This is a genomic window from Streptosporangium saharense (assembly GCF_014203715.1).
In the GTDB taxonomy this organism is placed as follows: Bacteria; Actinomycetota; Actinomycetes; order Streptosporangiales; family Streptosporangiaceae; genus Streptosporangium; species Streptosporangium saharense.
The window spans coordinates 541,758-560,033 of record NZ_JACHJP010000002.1 but is presented as its reverse complement, the minus strand read 5'-3'; the positions used below and the strand labels follow the sequence as shown (position 1 = coordinate 560,033).

The following is an 18,276-nucleotide window of genomic DNA, read 5'->3' as shown; positions in this document are numbered from 1 at the left end:
GGGGAGGCGTTGTCCCGTGTCGGGGGCGCGGAGGTGAACAACGAGCGATGGACAACGCCCCGGCGTCAGGGCAGCTCCTCCAGGGAGATGTCGTCCGCCTGGATCCAGAAGTCCTGGTTGTTCACCGCCCAGCCGCCGAGGAAGACCTCGAACTCCCCGGCGTCACCGGCGGTGAAGTCGACGCTCAGCCGGGTGTGGACCGGCAGCGAGCCGAACTTCCGCTCGGCGACGACTCCCTGCCCCGAGGCTCCGCGCACCCCGAAGTAGCCCTCGCTCGTGGTGCCGGAGCTGCGCGCCCAGCCGCTGAGCCGGTAGCGCCTGCCCGGGGTGAGGGCGACCTTCTGGTGCAGGTCGTTCCAGCCTGAGGTGTTGCCGACCCACCCGTTGTTCGCCCCCGAACGAGCGTTGCCCCTGGCGTAGTCGACGCCGCCCCTGCCGTTGACGACCCACGGCGCGGGCCCGGACCCCGAGGGACGGTCCTCGAACCCCCCGTCCTGGACGAGGTTGGGGTTGACCGGCAGGTCGGCCAGGCGCAGCCGCATCAGCCGCACGTGGTAGGGCGACCAGCGCGACATCGCGAAGTAGAGGTCGGGCCCGTCTGCGCCGCCAGGGTGGAGGAACCCGCCGTAGAGGCCGGGGTGGTCGGCCGAGTGCGCGACCACCTGGCCGCCCGTCCACGGTCCCGCCGGGCTCGGCGCGGTCCGCATCACGATCGCGGTCCTGGGCTCGTCGAGGTGGAGGGCGACCCAGCGGCGCAGGTGGGAGCTGTACAGCACTGACAGCTCCGCCACCGGTCCCGCGACGACGGGGACGGTACGGCCCGCCGCTCCCGCCTGCCAGCCGGTGGCCGTCCAGTACTCGTAGGCGGACGGTTCGAGCAGCCGTGAGCCGGGCACCCGCGCCAGGTAGGCGTCGCCGTACCTGCCGCTGGGGGTGCCGAAGACGTAGACGAGGTCACCCTGCCTGACCATGGCGGCCATCTGGAAGCGGTCGCCCCCGGCCTGGTTGGCCCATCGCGCGACGGGGGACTTCGTCCAGGTCTGCCCGCCGTCGTCGGAGAAGGCGAGGCCCGAGTAGTTGGTCGTCCAGGTGCCCGCCTGGCCCCAGCTCCGCACCGACATGTAGTGGATGTAGTCGCGCGTGCCGACGCTCACCGCGGCCGTGGGAATGACGGTCACCTCGTTCACCGTGGGGTCTCCGGGCAGGATCTGCCGCGCGTGCCCCGGTCTGTCGGTGACCATCGAGTCGACGCGCATGCCGTCGGTGAGGTCGGTGTCGTCGGAGTGGCCCAGCGTGTTGAACCGCCAGTCGGCGCTCTCGGGCCCGGCGCCGTCACCCGACCAGCCCTCGCCGTAGGTGTCGCCGAACGCGACCGCCACCCTGCCCCTGCTGTCGCGCCACATCACACCGAGGTCGGTGGCGTGCACGCCGAACCTGGTCTTCGTCTGGTTGATATCGCCGTCGCCCTGCCCGGCCACCAGCGCGACCGGCCGCGCCACCGAGTACGACGTCTCGGCCTGCGCCGTGCCCGCGGCGGGCAGGAGGGCGGTGAGCGCGCACAGGGCGGCCACGACGGGGAGTCCTCTCAACGGGTCCATGGGTTTCGCCTCTTTCTTCGTCCGCTTCCTGGAATGCCGGTGGAAAACGACGGGGAACACCCGCCACGCGGCGTTGGCGGCTCAAGCTGTAACCCACGGCTGTTGTTCTCCGTCGGTGACGGGACGGTGAACAGAAAACAATGGAAAACAATGGGGTACGGCTGGCCGCCCCGATCCTGACACGTGTTGTGACAGCTTGTTTACCGTTTGTCATGTCTGATTTGAGGGGTGGATAAATCGGCTTTCGGCCCGTTGGGGCGTGTGCAACAATCGCCGGGCGAGTTCCAATGTCGAAGAGCCCGGCGGGGGGCTCGGGCCGTTGTCTCCCGGCGTCACCTCGCGCGGGCACCGGGGGGCCGGACCGAGGGGGTGGGGGCGCTGCCGCGTGGCGAGCGACCACTGGACGAGGGGGACAGCGCGCTGCTGCGGTTCGCGGCCGAGCTGCGCGAGCTGAGGGAGAGGGCGGGTGGCCCGCCGTACCGGCTGCTGGCCCGCAGGGCGCACTACTCGGTGGCGACGCTGTCCGGCGCGGCGGCGGGCAGGAAACTGCCGAGCCTGGCGGTGACCCTGGCCTACGTGGACGCCTGCGGGGGCGACGGCGCGTGGTGGGAACGACACTGGCACGAGGTGGCCGCGGAGCTCGCGGGACCCGGCCCCCAGGAGGCCGGGGAGCACGACGCGGCAGGGCAGGAGCCGCCCTACGTCGGCCTGGCGGCCTTCCGCAGTGAGGACGCCGACCGGTTCTTCGGCCGCGAACGGCTCGTCGAGGAGTTGCTGACCCGCCTGGCGCGGCGGCGGCTGGTCGCGCTCTTCGGCACCTCGGGCGCGGGCAAGTCCTCACTGCTGCGGGCCGGGCTGCTGCCGCGCAGGAGGGCGGAGGGCGAGGAAGGCCCCGTGGTGCTGTTCACCCCCGGGCCGCACCCCCTTGAGGAGTGCGCGATCCAGCTCGCCCGCCTCACCGGGGGCACCCCGGGCAGGCTGCACGACGAACTGGCCGCCGACCCGCGCAACCTGCACAGGATCGTCCGCCAGGCCCTGGCCGACGAGCCCGAGCGGACCGACCTGCTGCTGGTCGTCGACCAGTTCGAGGAGGTCTTCACCCTCTGCGACGACGAGACGGAGCGCGGCCGGTTCGTCGCGGCGCTGGTCACCGCGGCGGAGGCCGACAACAGCCGCTGCCGGATCGTGCTCGGGGTGCGCGCCGACTTCTACGCCCACTGCACCCGCCACCCGGACCTGGTTGAGGCCCTGGCCGACGCCCAGGTCGCCGTGGGCCCCATGACCACCGACGAGCTGCGCCGCGCCGTCGTGCAGCCCGCGGTCCGGGCGGGCTGCACGGTCGAGACCGCGCTGCTGGCCACCGTCGTGGCCCAGGTGAACGGGCAGGCGGGCACGCTGCCCTCGCTCTCGCACGCCCTACTGGAGACCTGGCGCAGGCGCAGGGGCAACGCGCTGACCCTGGCGGGCTTCCAGGCGGCGGGCGGTCTGTACGGCGCGCTCGCGCAGACGGCCGAGTCGCTCTACGCGACCCTCGGCCCCCGGCGGCAGCGGCTGGTCAAGAGCCTGTTCCTGCGGCTGACCGCCCTCGGGGAGGGCACCGAGGACACCAAACGGCCCGTCTTCCGCCGCGAGCTCGACTCCGACGACCCCGACACCCCGTTCGTCCTGGAACGGCTGGCCGCGGCGCGGCTCATCACCCTCGACCGCGAGACCGTGGAGATCTCCCACGAGGCACTACTCGGCGCCTGGCCCCGCCTGCGCGGCTGGCTCGCCGAGGACCGCGAGGGGCTGCGCGTCCACCGCAGGCTCACCGAGGCGACCGACACGTGGGAGTCGCTCGGCCACGACCCCGGAGCCCTCTACCGGGGGGTCAGGCTCGCCCAGGCGCAGAGCTGGGCCGAGGCGGGCGACGCCGTGCTCACCGCCAGGGAGTGCGCCTTCCTCGACGCCAGCCTGACCGCGCGGGCCGCGGAGCGCGACGCGGGCAGGCGCCACACCCGCCGTCTGCGCCAGCTCGTCGCCGCGCTCACCGTCCTGCTCGTGCTGGCCGTCACCGCCGTCGTCTACGCCGCCAACGCCAACGGCACGGCCACCCGGCAGCGCAACATCGCCGTCTCCCAGAAGGCCGCGGGCGAGGCCGCGGCGCTGCGCGCGACCAACCCCGCCCTGGCCGCCCAGCTCGGGCTCGCCGCCTACCGGCTCGTCCCGACCGAGCAGGCCAGGGGCACTTTGCTGAGCGCGTTCGCCGCCCCCTACGCCACCCGCCTGACCGGGCACACCGACAACGTCAACGCGGTTGTCTTCAGCCCCGACGGGCACACGCTGGCCAGCGCGAGCCGCGACCGCACCGTGCGGCTGTGGGACCTCACCGAGCCGCACCGCCCTGAGGCGCTCGCGGTCCTGACGGGGCACACGGGTAACGTCAACGCGGTGGCGTTCAGCCCGGACGGGCACACGCTGGCCAGCGCCGGGTGGGACCGTACGGTGCGACTGTGGGACGTCGGCGACCCGCGCCGTCCCGCGCCGCCGGTCACCCTCGCCGGGCACACCGACGACGTCAACGCGGTGGCGTTCAGTCCCGACGGGCGGGTGCTGGCCAGCGCGGGAACCGACCGCACCGTCCGGCTGTGGGACGTGGCCGACCCCGCGCGTCCCAGGCCGCTGGCCACGATCACCGGCCATGACGACGCCGTCGTCTCGGTCGCCTTCGACCCGCGCGGGCACACGCTGGCCAGCGCGGGGTGGGACCGTACGGTTCGGCTGTGGGACCTCACCCGGCCGGACGCCCCCGTCGAGACGGCGACGCTGACCGGTCACACGGCGCCGGTCGTGTGGGTGGCGTTCGGCCCGGACGGGCACTCGCTGGCCAGCGGGAGCCAGGACCGCACCGTGCGGCTGTGGGACACCGGCGACCCCCGCGAGGTCAGGGAGAGACGCGTCCTGCGCGGTCACACGGACGTGGTGCGCTCGGTGGCCTTCGGCCCTGGAGGACGCGACCTGGCCAGCGCGAGCCTGGACCGCACGGTGCGGCTGTGGGACGTGGCCGACCCCGGCGCGGGGGAGCCCGTCGTACTGTCCGGGCAGGTGGGGGCGGTCGTCTCGGTGGCCTTCGCGCCCGGCGGCAGAAGCCTGGCCAGCGCGAGCGACGACCACACCGTCTGGGTGTGGGACCTGCCGGGTCCCGTGCTCGCCGCGCACCGCGACGCGGTCTGCTCGGTCGCGTTCAGTCCCGACAGGCGCGCCCTGGCCAGCGGGGGGTGGGACCGTACGGCATGGCTGTGGGACGTCGCGGACCCCTTCAGGCCGAGGGCGCTGAGCGAGCTGACCGCGCACCGGGGCTCGGTGTGCGGGCTCGCCTTCGCCCCCGGGGGCCGGGTCCTGGCCACGGCGGGCTACGACCGCGCGGTGCGGCTGTGGGAGGTCACCGACCTGCTCCATCCGAGGGCCCTGGCGACACTCACGGACTTCGCCGACAACGTCAACGCGGTCGCCTTCTCCCCGGACGGCCGCCTGCTGGCCACGGCGGGACTCGACCGCGCCGTGCGGCTGTGGGACGTCTCCCTGCCAGAGCTGCCACGGCGGGTGGCGTCGCTGACCGGCCACACCGACGGCGTCAACGCGGTCGCCTTCTCGCCGGACGGGCACACCCTGGCCACCGGGAGCTGGGACCGTACGGTGCGGCTGTGGGACGTCTCCCGCCCTGAGCGGCCGGGGCCGGTGGCGTCGCTGGCGGGGCACACCGACGGGGTGAACGCGGTGGCCTTCTCCCCGGACGGCACGACGCTGGCCAGCTCGGGCTTCGACCGCACCGCCAGGCTGTGGGACGTCTCCCGGCCCGGCGGCGCACGGCCCCTGTCCACGTTGACCCCGCACACCGACACCGTCTACGCCGTGGCGTTCGGCCCGGGGGGACGCACCCTGGCCACGGCGGGGGCCGACCACACGGTGCGGCTGTGGGACACGGCCGACCCGCGCCTGCCCGTGGAGTTGGCCACCCTCAACGGCCACACCGAGGGGGTCCACGCGCTCGCCTTCTCCCCGGACGGCCACACCCTGGCCACCGCGGGCCGCGACCACACGGTCCGCATGTGGGAGATCGCCCCCGAACGCGCCGCCGCCCTGGTCTGCGCCGTCGCGCACCCCAGGATCACCCGCGCCGAGTGGGGACGCCACTTCCCCGACATGCCCTACGAGCCGCCCTGCGCCTGACCCGGACAGCACACAGGGAGAAGACAGCAGGTTCGCGCCGATGCATGCTGGGGCAGAACGCGCCGCCGCGGTGAGGTGCTTGGCCAACCCACTTTCCCCCTGCGAGTTTCCCCTGTGAGAGGACAGGCACGTGACCCAGCTGCAGGACGTGATCTCCGATCTGACCGCGGAGGGCGAGGAGCTCGACCGCCTGGTCGAGGGCCTCGGCGCCGACGGGTGGGCGCTGCCCACCCCCGCGCCCGGATGGACGATCAGGCACCAGATCGCGCACCTCACCTTCATCTTCCGCCTGGCGGAGCTGGCGGCCTCCGACCCCGAGACGTTCGGGGCGATGGCCGCGCGGGCGAGCCGGGACTTCGACGGGGCGGTGAACGCCGCCCTCGCGGAGTATCTGAACGACCCGCCGGAGACGCTGCTGGCCCGCTGGCGGGCCGGGCGTGAGTCCTCGCTCAAGGCGCTCGCCGCGGTTCCCGAGGACCAGACCGTGCCGTGGCTGGTCAGGCCGCTGCCGCCCGCCGTGCTCGGCTGCGCCGGATACATGGAGCTGTTCGGCCACGGCCAGGACATCGCGGACGCCCTAGGTGTACGGCGGGAGCCGACGGACAGGATCGGGCACCTGGCGTGGTTCGCCACCCTGACCAGGGACTTCGGCTACCAGGCGCGGGGGCTGACGCCGCCCGCCGAGGAGTTCCGCTTCGAGCTGACCGCGCCCTCGGGCGAGCTGTGGGCCTTCGGGCCGAAGGACGCCACGCAGCGGATCACCGGCCCGGCCCACGACTTCTGCCTGCTCGTGGTCAGGCGCAGGCACCGGGACGACCTGGCGCTGACCGCCTCCGGGGCCGAGGCGGACCGGTGGCTGGACATCGCCCAGGCCTACCGGGGGCCCGCGGGGCAGGGCCGTACACCCGGACAGTTCGCGACCACGGGACGCTAGCGCGCTCCCACGCGGCCCGGGGCGCGCCCATGACGGGTGCGCCCCGGGCCGCACGCGTGCGGGGGAGAGGAATGACGCGATCCGTCTTCCGTGGCGCCGCAATCCAGGAGATGCGTCACGACCTCCCGGAAGGGAGCATGAAAGGGTCACCCGAGCAGGGAGGTCCCATGCCCACCGTCTTCGGATCGCTGCGCAGCCTGGTGCTCGCGCCCTCCCTGGCCGAGGTGACCTTCGCGGGGCGCGGCTTCCCGGTCACCCCCTCGGAGGCCACCCGGCGCCTTGAGGCGATTCCGCAGGCGGTGGTCTGCGGGTTCGAGTGGGGGATCAACGCGCGGGACCAGTGGGAGGTCGAGCGCAGGCTCGCGATGGTCGAGCAGGAGCTGCGCGGCTTCGCCTACGAGGGCGCGACGATGGCCTTCACCGTCCTGGACGCGATGGGCGGCGGCCGTGGCCACCGCACCCGTGACCTGCTGCTCGGTCCCGGCAGGCCGCACCTCTTCCTGACCTACATCGGCATCGGGTTCGCGCTCGCGCGGCTGCCGAGGGTCCTGTGGGGTAAGGCGATGCCCGACCTGACGGGCCTGCCGTACCACCCGACGATGAGCTGGCTGGCCGTGGACGGGTACGGCTTCGACCGCGCCTACTTCGACACCGCGCGCTGGGTGGACGAGCAGCGCACTCCCACGCCCTACCCGTGGGAGGGGGCGCCGGACTACTTCCTGCGGGCGTCCGACCAGGGGGTCGGGCGGGCGCTGTGGTTCATCCACGGGGGCCGTCCCGACGGCGTCACGGCCGCGGTCGGGCGCTTCGCCGGGCACCGTCAGGCGGACCTGTGGAGCGGGGTCGGGCTGGCCGCGGCGTTCGCGGGCGGGGCCGAGCCGGAGGACCTGGCCGCGCTGCGCAGGGGGGCCGCCGAGCACGGGGCCGAGCTGGCCCAGGGCGTCGTCTTCGCGACCAAGGCGCGCCACCACGCGGGTTTCGTGCCGCCGCACACCGAGACGGCAGCCTGGGCACTGGCGGACCTGACGGCCGAGGCCGCGGTGGCGCTCGCCGACGACTCGGCCGTGGAGCGGGGCGCCGACGGGCTGCCCGCCTACGAGCTGTGGCGCGGGAAGGTGCGCGCCCACTTCGCCCCGCAGACGGGCCGTCTGCCGGGCTGATCGCGGACGCCGCATTTCCGCTCAACCGTTGCGGCCTTTCTGTGAATTGGTGACGCGGGGAACCGGGGTTTCACAATCATGCGCCCGATTACTGGAAGGTTTCCTTTGTGTTTCCGTGAGCACGTTTGAAGTAGACAGTCGGTCAAGGCGCCTGTGTAGATTTGTCGGAAGATAGCCCTAGAAGTCGAATCCATCCGGAAATAAGGGGCGTGAGGCGACAAGTGGCCAATGCGTTGAGGGCGCTGAGGCGCCGAATTCTGACCCCGAGCGTCTCGGCCACGAAACTCGGGACGCGCGGTTTCAATGAGAAAAGTCCAGAGGCGAGAGAATTGCTGGAAACGATTGGTGAATCGTTTCTCACCGGCTACGCCTTCGCGGCCGAGTCACGTACGGCCCGCGAGGCGGAACAGCGGCTGGAGACGATCCCCACCCGCTTCCGCGGCTTCGCCTACGAGGGCGCGGGCATGGGCTTCGCCGTACTGGACGCCCTGCCGTTCACCCGGGGCAGGAGGATCGGTGACTTCCTCGCCGGGCGCGGCGACGACCACCTCTACATGGTCTACGTCGGGATCGGCTGGGCCATGGCCAGGCTGCCGCGCTTCCTGTGGCCGGACGTCTCGGCCTACGACCCGCTGCTGCGCTGGCTCGTCCTCGACGGGTACGGCTTCCACCAGGCCTACTTCCACACCGGCCGCTACGTCCACGCCCACCACCGCGACCCCGCCTTCCCCTGGAAGGCCGACCGCTTCGGCTGGTACGCCGGGCACGCCATCGACCAGGGCATCGGGCGGGCCATGTGGTTCGTCGGCGGGGCCGACGCGGGGCTCGTCGCCACGATGATCGACGGGTTCTCCCCCGAGCGCAGGGCCGACCTGTACGCCGGTGCCGGGCTGGCCGCCAGCTACGCCGGCGGTGCCGAGGAGGAGGAACTGCTGACCTTCTGGGAGCGCGCGGGCGAGCACCGCCCGTGGATCGCCCAGGGCAGCGCGTTCGCGGCCGAGGCCAGGCAGCGTGCCGGTCTCGTGGTGCCGCACACGCTCCTGGCCACCCGGGTCTTCTGCGACATGACCCCGGAACAGGCGGCGCGGATCAGTGAGAAGGCCCGTCCCGACGGGCCCGTCCAGGGCGAGATGCCCGCCTACGAGGTGTGGCGGCGGCGCATCGCCGACGAGTTCGCATCCCTTGGGAGGTGTTAGGACGTGACCGCGACAGCGGGCTGGCTGCGCAGGCAGCTCCCCGGAGTCCTCGCGCTCGTGCTGATCGTGAGCGCATTCATGGTGGCCCGCATCCCCACGCCCTCGGCCGCAGACACGGCCGGTATGGCGAGCAGGTACTCCTTCGCGCCGATGTCCGTCGCCCTGCCGGGCGGCTTCCGCCAGCAGGAGATCCGCAGGGTCCACCCCGACTACACGCACATCGACGCGTGGATCTCCTCGGTCGGGGCGGCCATCGCGATGAACGACCTCGACGGCGACGGCCTGGCCAACGACCTGTGCCTGGTCGACACGCGCATCGACCAGACCGTGGTCACCCCCGTCCCCGGCGGCAAGCCCGGAAGGTACGCGCCCTTCGCGCTGAACCCCGGCACGCTCCCCATGAACGACAACATCGCCCCCATGGGCTGCGTCCCCGGCGACTTCAACGAGGACGGCCGTCTCGACCTGCTCGTCTACATGTGGGGCCGCACGCCGATCCTCTACCTCGCCAAGCCGGGGGCGGCCAAACTCGGCCCCGACGCCTACCGGCCGGTCGAGCTGGTGCCCGGCTCCAACTCCACCAACGGCCGCTACACCGGCCCGCAGTGGAACACCAACGCCGCGACCGTCGCGGACTTCGACGGCGACGGCCACGACGACATCTTCATCGGCAACTACTTCCCGCACAGCGCGGTTCTCGACCCCAAGAGCACCGGCGTCGTGCACATGAACCACTCGATGTCCAACGCGCACAACGGCGGGGACGACTACTTCTTCCGCTGGACCGGCTCGGTCAAGGGAGCCAGCCCCTCGGTCACCTACCAGTGCCTCGACGACGTGCTGCCCGAGACGGCCTCCAAGGGCTGGGAGCTGGCCGCCGCGGCGACCGACCTCGACGGAGACCAGCTTCCCGAGCTGTATCTCGCCAACGACTTCGGCCCCGACCGGATGTTCTACAACCGCTCGACGCCCGGCCACATCAGGCTCTCGCTCGTCGAGGGCGTGCGCACGCCGCTGATCCCCAAGTCGAAGACGATCGGCCACGACTCCTTCAAGGGCATGGGCCTGGACTTCGGCGACCTCAACGGTGACGGCGTCTACGACATGTTCGTCAGCAACATCACCACCTCCTTCGGCATCGAGGAGAGCAACTTCCAGTTCGTGTCCTCCTCCGGCGACAAGGCCGCCCTGCGCGAGAGGCTCCGCGAGGGCGAGGCGCCGTGGACCGACCGCAGCGCCCAGGCGCGCACCGCCTGGTCGGGCTGGGGCTGGGACGTCAAGATCGACGACTTCGACAACGGCGGCGACCTCAGCATCGTCCAGGCCACCGGGTTCGTGAAGGGCGAGGTCGACCGCTGGCCGCAGCTTCAGGAGCTGGCGACGGCCAACGACCAGCTACTGCAGAACCCCTACTGGTGGCCGAACGTGCGCGCGGGCGACGACGTCGCGGGGACCCAGACGCTGCACTTCTTCGTCAAGTGCCCCGACGGCACCTACGTCGACGTGGCCAAGGAACTTGGGCTGGCCATCCCGGTGCCGACGCGGGGCGTGGCCACCGGCGACGCCGACGGCGACGGCAGGCTCGACTTCGCGGTCGCCAGGCAGTGGGGAGAGCCCGTTTTCTACCACAACCAGAGCCCCTCACCCGGGGCCTTCCTCGAACTGCAGCTGACCCACGCGGACACGCCGGTCCCCGGCGCGCTGCCCGCCCCCGGCTCACCGGCGACCGGCGCTCAGGTCACGGTGACGACACCGGACGGGCGCACGATCCTCGGCAGGGTGGACGGCGGCAGCGGACACTCCGGCAAGCGCAGCAGCGAGGTGCACCTCGGGCTCGGCAGGAACGTCACCGGTCCCGTGCGGGTCAACCTGCGCTGGCGCGACCGGGCCGGACAGGTACACGAACAGGACCTTCAGCTGACGCCGGGCAGGCACTGCCTCGAACTCGGCAGCCAGGCCAAGGAGAAGTGACCGAGATGTCTGACAAGACACAGAATCCCCCACGCCACGATCCCAAGGTCACCATCGCACTGCGCAACTTCGCGATATCCATCACGGTCTTCAACACCGTCGGGTACATCCTCCTGGGGTTCGAGCAGCCGTGGCTGTGGCCCTTCATCGCCCTGGCGACCGGCTACGCCGTGGAGATCGCGCTGGAGTTCGTCGCGGCCAGGGTCGAGGGACGCGCGCCGCGCTACACGGGCAACGGCATGCGCGGCCTGGTGGAGTTCCTCTACCCCGCGCACATCACCAGCCTGGCCATGAACATGCTGATCTACGTCAACGACCAGGTCCTGGTGATGATGTTCGGGGTGGTCGTCGCGGTCGGCACCAAGTGGGTGCTGCGGGCTCCGGTGCGCGGCAAGCTGCGGCACTTCATGAACCCGTCGAACTTCGGCATCGCCGTCATCCTGCTGATCCTGCCCTGGGCCAGCATCGCCCCGCCGTACCACTTCACCGAGAACGTGGACACCTGGATCGACTGGCTCATCCCCGGGATCATCATCCTCGGCGGCAGCATGATCAACGGCAAGCTCACCGGGCGGATGCCGCTGATCGCCGCCTGGGTGGGCGGCTTCGCCCTGCAGTCCGTCCTGCGTGGCCTGTTCTTCGGCACCTCGATCTCCGGGGCGCTGGGCACGATGACCGGCGTCGCCTTCATCCTCTTCACCAACTACATGGTCACCGACCCGGGGACGAGCCCGTCGAAACCCGCGGCGCAGATGGTCTTCGGTGGCGGCGTCGCCCTGACGTACGGCTTCTACACGGCCGTGCACATCCCCTACGGCATCTTCTTCGCCACCGCGACCGTCTGCCTCGTCCGCGGTGTCTTCCTGTGGTCGCTGCACTTCGTGGACAAGGGGCGCCAGCAGCGCGAGACCATGGCGCGCCTCACCGCCCGCGCCCAGGACGGCCTGGCGAGTACCGGCAAGGAGGTCGCCTCGGTATGAGCAGGATCGCGATCGTCGGCATGGCGTGCCGCTACCCCGACGCCGCGTCGCCGCGAGAGCTGTGGGAGAACGTCCTGGCGGGACGGCGGGCCTTCCGCAGGTTGCCCGACGTGCGCATGCGGCTTGAGGACTACTGGGACGCCGACCCGGCGACCCCCGACCGCTTCTACGCGCGCAACGCGGCCGTCATCGAGGGCTACGCCTTCGACCGGATCGGCTACAAGATCGCCGGAAGCACCTACCGCTCGACCGACCTCACCCACTGGCTGGCGCTCGACACGGCCGCCCTGGCCCTGGCCGACGCGGGCTTCCCCGGCGCGGACGGACTGGCGAGGGAGCGCACCGGCGTCATCGTCGGCAACACCCTCACCGGGGAGTTCGCCAGGGCTAACCTCATGCGGCTGCGCTGGCCGTACGTCCGGCGCACCGTCGCGGCCGCGCTCAAGGAACGCGACTGGGACGACGAGCAACTGACCGGCTTCCTCGACGACCTGGAGGCCGCCTACAAGAGCCCCTTCCCGGTCCCCGACGAGGACACCCTCGCCGGTGGGCTCTCCAACACGATCGCCGGGCGCATCTGCAACCACTTCGACCTCAAGGGCGGCGGTTACACCGTGGACGGCGCCTGCTCCTCCTCGCTGCTGTCGGTGGTGACTGCGGCCAGGGCGCTGGCGGACGGCGATCTCGACGTGGCCGTCGCGGGCGGGGTGGACCTGTCCATCGACCCCTTCGAGATCGTGGGCTTCGCCAAGACCGGCGCCCTGGCCAGGGGGGAGATGCGGCTCTACGACCGGGGGTCGAACGGCTTCTGGCCGGGCGAGGGCTGCGGGATGGTCGTGCTGATGCGCGAACAGGACGCCGTGGAGGCCGGGCGGCGGATCTACGCGACAGTCGCCGGGTGGGGCGTCTCCTCCGACGGCAGGGGCGGCATCACCAGGCCCGAGGTCAGTGGATACCGGCTGGCGCTGCGCCGCGCCTACGAACGGGCGGGCTTCGGCATCGAGACCGTCGCCATGTTCGAGGGCCACGGCACCGGCACCGAGGTTGGCGACAGGACCGAACTCACGGCCCTGTCCCAGGCCCTGTCCGACGCGCGGGGGCCGCTGGCCGCGATCAGCTCCATCAAGGGGATGATCGGGCACACCAAGGCGGCGGCCGGGGTCGCCGGGCTCATCAAGGCCACGCTGGCGGTGCACCACCAGGTGCTGCCGCCGACCACGGGCTGCGTCGAGCCGCACCCGGTGCTGACGGAGGAGACGGCCAGGCTGCGCGTGCTGCGCAAGGCGGAGGCGTGGCCCGGCGGGGCGCCGGTGCGCGCGGGCGTGACCGCCATGGGCTTCGGCGGCATCAACACCCACGTGGTGCTGGAGAAGCCGGGCCCGCGCAGAAGGGCCGGACTCGACGGCAGGACCAAGGCGCTCGCCTCCTCCGTCCAGGACGCCGAACTGCTGATGCTCGACGGCGCCACGGCCCCCGAGCTGCGCGAACGCCTGGCCGGGCTGGCGGACTTCGTGCCCGCCCTGTCCTACGCCGAGCTCGGCGACCTGGCCGCCACCCTGCAGCGCGAGCTGCGCGGCCTGCCGTACCGGGCGGCGGTCGTCGTCTCCTCGCCGGAGGACGCCGAGCGCAGGCTGCGCCGCGTGCTCGCCGCCCTCGACGCGGAGGAGATCCCGCTGTTCTCCGCCGACGGCAGGGGCTTCCTCGGCCGCGTGAACGGGCCGGGCAGGATCGGCTACCTCTTCCCCGGGCAGGGCTCGGGGCGCGGCACCAGCGGAGGCGCCTTGCGCAGACGCTTCACCGAGGTCGAGGAGGTCTACCTCAGGGCGGACCTGCCGACCGGCGGCGACATGGTCGCGACCGAGGTCGCCCAGCCGCGCATCGTCACCGGCTCCGTCGCGGGACTGCGCGCCCTGGCCGCCCTCGGCGTCGAGGCCGGTGTCGCCGTCGGCCACAGCCTGGGCGAGCTGTCGGCGCTGCACTGGGCGGGCGCCATGGACGAGGAGACCCTGCTGCGGGTCGCCGCGGCCAGGGGCAGGGCCATGTCCGAGCACAGCGCCTCGGGAACCATGGCGGGCGTCGCCGCCTCCCCGGACGCGGTGACCGCCCTGATCAGGGACCTGCCCGTGGTGATCGCCGGATACAACGGCCCCAGGCAGACCGTCGTGGCCGGGCCGCTCGACGCCGTGAAGGAGGCCGGGCGCAGGGCCCTCGCCGAGGGACTGCCGTGGACCCCCCTGCGGGTGTCGCACGCCTTCCACTCGCCCCTCGTCGCGCCCGCCGCGCGGGCACTGGGCGAACGGCTGGCCGAGGAGGAGTTCGACCGGGTCGGGCTGCGCGTCGTCTCGACGGTCACCGGGGAGGCCCTCGCCCCGGACACCGACATCCCGGCGCTGCTGGGCAGGCAGGTCACCGACCCCGTGCTGTTCGCCCAGGCCGTCGAACTGGCGGCCAAGGACATCGACCTGTTCGTCGAGGTCGGCCCCGGGCGGGTGCTCAGCGGGCTGGCCGCCGCGGTGACCGACGTGCCCACGGTCGCGCTGGACACCGACGACGAGTCGTCGGCCGGACTGCTGCGGGTGGTCGCCGCCGCCTACGTCGCCGGGGCCCCGGTCGCGCACGAGGCGCTCTTCCACGGCAGGCTGGTCAGGCCGCTGCGGGTCGGCGCGCCGCTGTCGTTCTTCGAGAGCCCCTGCGAGCGGGCCCCCGAGGTACTGCTGAGCCCCGCCGTACGGCCCGCGAGCCAGCCGGAGACTCCGCAGCCGCAGGAGAGGAGCGAGGGGGAGACGGCCCTCGACATGCTGCGGCGGCTGGCCGCCGAACGCGCCGAACTGCCCATGGACATGGTGCGGGCAGACAGCCACCTGCTCGACGACCTGCACCTGAGCTCCATCACGGTCGGGCAGATCGTCAACCACGCCGCCAGGCGGATGGGCCTGTCCTCGGCGCAGGCGCCGACCAACTTCGCCACGGCGACCGTGCGCGAGCTGGCCGACGCCCTGGGCACCCTCGCCGAGACCGGACAGGACGGGGGAACGTCCCCGGCCACGGTCGCCGGGGCCGCCGCCTGGGCCAGGCCGTTCTCCGTCGACTTCGACGAGATCCCGCTGCCCGTCACGCGCGTGCGGGAGGACAACGGGCGCTGGACGCTGCACACGGCGGGGGAGCACCCCTTCGCCGAGTCGCTGCGCCGGGAGCTGGAGAGCGCGGGCGTCGGCTCAGGCGTCCTGGTCTGCCTGCCGCCCGGATGCGCGGAGCGGGACCTCGAACAGGCCCTGCTGGGCGCCCAGGCCGCCCTCGCGGGCGAGCCGGGAACCCGGTTCGTCCTGGTACAGCACGGCAGGGGCGCCGCCGGACTGGCCAGGACGCTCTTCCTTGAGGCACCCCACCTGCGCACGACCATCGCGCACGTGCCGGTGTCCGAGCGGGCCGTCGGCTGGGTCGTCGGCGAGGTCGCGGCGACCACACGCTACGCCGAGGCCCACTACGACGAGCGGGGCACGCGCCGGGTGCCGACCCTGCGCGCCATGCCGGTACGGCCCGCCCAGGTCGTCCAGCCGCTCGGCGGCCAGGACGTGCTCCTGGTGACCGGAGGCGGCAAGGGCATCACCGCCGAGTGCGCCCTCGCCCTGGCCTCGGACAGCGGCGCCGCCCTCGTCGTCGTGGGACGCTCCGACCCGGAGCACGACGAGGAACTGGCCGCCAACCTGCGACGGATGTCCGACACCGGGGTGACCGTCAAGTACGCCAGGGCCGACGTCACCGACGCCGTGGCGCTGCGCGCGGCGGTCACGGAGGCGACCAGGGAGACCGGGCCGGTCACCGCCGTGCTGCACGGCGCCGGACGCAACGAGCCCGGCGCGATCACCAGCCTGGACATGGAGGCCTTCCGCCGTACCCTCGCCCCCAAGGTAGACGGCCTGCGGGCGGTGCTCGGCGCGGTCGATCCCGGAACGCTGCGCCTGCTGGTGACGTTCGGCAGCATCATCGGCAGGTCCGGGCTGCGCGGGGAGGGACACTACGCCACCGCGAACGAGTGGCTGGCCGACCTCACCGAGGAGATCGCCCGCGACCACCCCGGCTGCCGTGCCCTGTGCATGGAGTGGTCGGTCTGGTCCGGCGTCGGCATGGGGGAGCGGCTCGACGTCGTCGAGACCCTGTCCCGCGACGGCGTCACCCCCATCACCCCCGACCAGGGGGTACGGATCATGCGCAGGCTGGTCACCGACCCCGACGCGCCCACCGTCGTGGTGGTCAGCGGGCGCACCGAGGGCGTCGGCACCGTCCGCCACGACCTGCCCCCGCTCCCGCTGTCCCGCTTCGTCGGCAGGCCGCTGATCCGCTACCACGGCGTCGAGCTGGTCGTCGAGGTCGAGCTGAACGCGGGCACCGACCTCTACCTCGCCGACCACCACCTCGACGGCAACCTGCTCTTCCCCGCCGTCTTCGGCATGGAGGCGATGACCCAGGTGGCCGTGGCGACCCTCGGCACGGTCCCGGACAGGCCGCCGACGATCGAACAGGCCGAGTTCCTGCGGCCCATCGTGGTGCCGCCGGACGGCACGACGATGATCAGGGTCGCCGCCGCCGTCACCGGGGACGACACCGTCGAGGTGGCCGTGCGCAGCGCGGAGACCGGCTTCGACGCCGACCACTTCAGGGCGCGGCTGCGCTTCGCCGGGGAGGTCGCGCAGGACGGTCCTCCGGACCAGGTCGCCGACGGCCTGCCCCTGGTGCCGCTCGACCCCGCGGCCGACCTGTACGGCGAGGTCCTCTTCCAGGGCGGCCGTTTCCAGCGGCTGCGCCGCTACCGCAGGGCTGCGGCCAGACACGTGGACGCCGACGTCGTGGCGGACGCGAACACCGACTGGTTCGCCGGGTTCCTCTCCGGTGAGCTGCTGCTCGGCGACCCCGGCGTACGCGACGCGCTGATGCACGGCAACCAGGTCTGCGTGCCGGACGCGACGCTGCTGCCCTCGGGGATCGAACGCGTCCAGCCCGGCGGCGCCGCGCTGGTGGAGGCGGGCGAGCTGCGCTACTGCGCGACCGAACGGCTGCGCGACGGCGACACCTACGTCTACGACATCGCCGTGCGGGACGGGACAGGCCGGATCCTCGAACGCTGGGACGGGCTGCGGCTGCGGGCCGTACGGAAAGGCGACGGGCGGGGGCCGTGGGTGGCGCCGCTGCTCGGCCCCTACCTGGAGCGCGCGGTCGAGGACCTGACCGGCACCGGGGCCGCCGTCGTCGTCGAACCCGACCCGCCCCACCCGCGGGAACAGGACCCGCAGGAACAGGCCAGGGGTACGGCCGAGCGCAGGGCGGCGACCACGGTGGCCGTGGGACGGGCCCTCGGGCATCCGGTCGAGGTCCGCCACCGCCCCGACGGGCGGCCCGAGGTGGACGGGGGCAGGACGATCTCGGCCTCCCACGGCGCCGGGCTGACCCTGTGCGTCGCGGCCACCGGCACCGTCGGCTGCGACGTCGAGACCGTGCGGGAGAGGACGGTCGAGGACTGGCGGGGCCTGCTCGGCTCGCACTTCGGCCTCGCCGAACTGGTCGCGATGGAGCTGGGCGGCAGCCTCGACGCCGCGGCGACCCGCGTGTGGGCCGCCGCCGAGTGCCTGCGCAAGGCGGGGCTGCCGCCGGGCGCGCCGCTCACCTGGACTTCGGAGCGGCGGGACGCCTGGGCGGTGCTGGCCTCCGGCGGCCTGCGGGTCGCGACGCTGGTGACGACGCTGCGGGACACCGTGGAACCGGTCGCCTTCGCGATCCTCACCGAGGGACGGGGGCGGTGATGGGCAACTACTTCGAGTATCTGCACACGGTCGGCTTCGAGGAGACCAACCTCGTCGGCAACGTCTACTACGTCAACTACCTGCGCTGGCAGGGACGCTGCCGGGAGATGTTCCTCAAGCTCCACGCCCCCGCCGTGCTCGGCGAGCTGCAGGAGGACCTGAAGCTGTTCACGCTGCGGGTGGACTGCGAGTTCTTCGCCGAGCTCACGGCCTTCGACGAGCTGTCCATCAGGATGCGCCTGGTCGACCTCGCCCAGACGCAGCTCGAGTTCGGCTTCGACTACGTCAGGCTCGACCCCGGCGAGGGGGAGACGCTGGTCGCCCGCGGCAGGCAGCGGGTCGCGTGCATGCGCGGGCCCAACAGCCGCACGGTCCCGGCCAGGGTTCCCGAGCCACTGACCCGCGCGCTCGAACCGTACGTGTCCTAGGACCG

The 18,276-nt window shown here is 72.7% G+C and carries 9 protein-coding genes; 8 read left to right on the top strand and 1 reads right to left on the bottom strand.

The annotated features are described in order from the left end of the window. Positions 1-65 precede the first annotated feature (65 nt). A complete protein-coding gene (locus FHS44_RS11605; RefSeq protein ID WP_184713971.1) occupies positions 66-1,598 on the bottom strand; it encodes a DUF4185 domain-containing protein in 1,533 nt (510 codons plus the stop codon). A 369-nt stretch (positions 1,599-1,967) separates the two neighbouring features. Here FHS44_RS11605 and FHS44_RS11600 point away from each other — a divergent pair, with 369 nt between their 5' ends. The 8 genes from FHS44_RS11600 (at position 1,968) to FHS44_RS11565 (ending at position 18,271) form a co-directional block, all read left to right on the top strand. Continuing rightward, positions 1,968-5,807: an nSTAND1 domain-containing NTPase gene (locus FHS44_RS11600; RefSeq protein ID WP_221460661.1), complete on the top strand. Its 3,840-nt coding sequence runs from the start codon at positions 1,968-1,970 to the stop codon at positions 5,805-5,807. A 130-nt stretch (positions 5,808-5,937) separates the two neighbouring features. Further along, positions 5,938-6,741, top strand: coding sequence for a TIGR03084 family metal-binding protein (locus tag FHS44_RS11595; RefSeq protein ID WP_184713970.1), 804 nt, complete (start codon positions 5,938-5,940; stop codon positions 6,739-6,741). A 167-nt stretch (positions 6,742-6,908) separates the two neighbouring features. Further along, positions 6,909-7,901 (top strand): DUF1702 family protein, encoded by a 993-nt coding sequence (locus FHS44_RS11590; protein WP_184713969.1) that lies wholly within the window; start codon positions 6,909-6,911, stop codon positions 7,899-7,901. A gap of 209 nt (positions 7,902-8,110) precedes the next feature. Continuing rightward, positions 8,111-9,097, top strand: a complete 987-nt coding sequence (locus tag FHS44_RS11585; protein WP_312863616.1) for a DUF1702 family protein — start codon at positions 8,111-8,113, stop codon at positions 9,095-9,097. Positions 9,098-9,100: 3 nt separating this feature from the next. Further along, positions 9,101-11,068: a CRTAC1 family protein gene (locus FHS44_RS11580; RefSeq protein WP_184713967.1), complete on the top strand. Its 1,968-nt coding sequence runs from the start codon at positions 9,101-9,103 to the stop codon at positions 11,066-11,068. Positions 11,069-11,073: 5 nt separating this feature from the next. Further along, positions 11,074-12,048: an RnfABCDGE type electron transport complex subunit D gene (locus FHS44_RS11575; RefSeq protein ID WP_184713966.1), complete on the top strand. Its 975-nt coding sequence runs from the start codon at positions 11,074-11,076 to the stop codon at positions 12,046-12,048. Continuing rightward, entirely contained in the window at positions 12,045-17,843 is a 5,799-nt protein-coding gene (locus FHS44_RS11570; protein ID WP_184713965.1) for a type I polyketide synthase, read from the top strand. The genes FHS44_RS11575 and FHS44_RS11570 overlap by 4 nt, the downstream gene beginning before the upstream one ends. Then, entirely contained in the window at positions 17,843-18,271 is a 429-nt protein-coding gene (locus tag FHS44_RS11565) for an acyl-CoA thioesterase (RefSeq protein ID WP_184713964.1), read from the top strand. The genes FHS44_RS11570 and FHS44_RS11565 overlap by 1 nt, the downstream gene beginning before the upstream one ends. Positions 18,272-18,276 lie beyond the last annotated feature (5 nt).

Coding starts and splice junctions, on each gene's coding strand:
- FHS44_RS11605 (WP_184713971.1), bottom strand. CDS start 1,598: ATGGACCCGTTGAGAGGACTCCCCGTCGTGGCCGCCCTGTGCGCGCTC.
- FHS44_RS11590 (WP_184713969.1), top strand. CDS start 6,909: ATGCCCACCGTCTTCGGATCGCTGCGCAGCCTGGTGCTCGCGCCCTCC.
- FHS44_RS11575 (WP_184713966.1), top strand. CDS start 11,074: ATGTCTGACAAGACACAGAATCCCCCACGCCACGATCCCAAGGTCACC.
- FHS44_RS11570 (WP_184713965.1), top strand. CDS start 12,045: ATGAGCAGGATCGCGATCGTCGGCATGGCGTGCCGCTACCCCGACGCC.
- FHS44_RS11565 (WP_184713964.1), top strand. CDS start 17,843: ATGGGCAACTACTTCGAGTATCTGCACACGGTCGGCTTCGAGGAGACC.